The sequence below is a fragment of the Pseudomonas sp. 10C3 genome, from assembly GCF_036346185.1.
GTDB lineage: Bacteria > Pseudomonadota > Gammaproteobacteria > Pseudomonadales > Pseudomonadaceae > Aquipseudomonas.
On the sequence record NZ_JASJVE010000117.1, the window covers coordinates 1 to 269 of the forward strand.

The following is a 269-nucleotide window of genomic DNA, read 5'->3' on the forward strand; positions in this document are numbered from 1 at the left end:
GAGGATGGGGGTGATCTTGAAGACGATGGTACTGAATCCCGAAAGTAGGGCGACGATGATGATGATCGTCACACCGACATTCGAAAGAAGTCCGCCAACGGTTGCGGTGCGCTGATTTTGTCGATCGATGCTCGCGCCGGTCGCCTCTGCGAGGATGCGACGTGTGCGGCCTGGCATCGTCGCTTCGCGTTTCTCGGAGCGCGACACCATGAGATGAATCGTCCAATCAACGCCCTTGCGGAGCAGCCAACGGGCGATGATCGCTACAG

At 58.4% G+C, this 269-nt stretch carries 1 protein-coding gene; it reads right to left on the reverse strand.

The window, feature by feature from the left end; translation table 11 throughout:
* Positions 1–269, reverse strand: a 269-nt coding sequence (locus QN399_RS26345; protein ID WP_330201946.1) for a hypothetical protein, incomplete at both ends; no start/stop codon positions are given.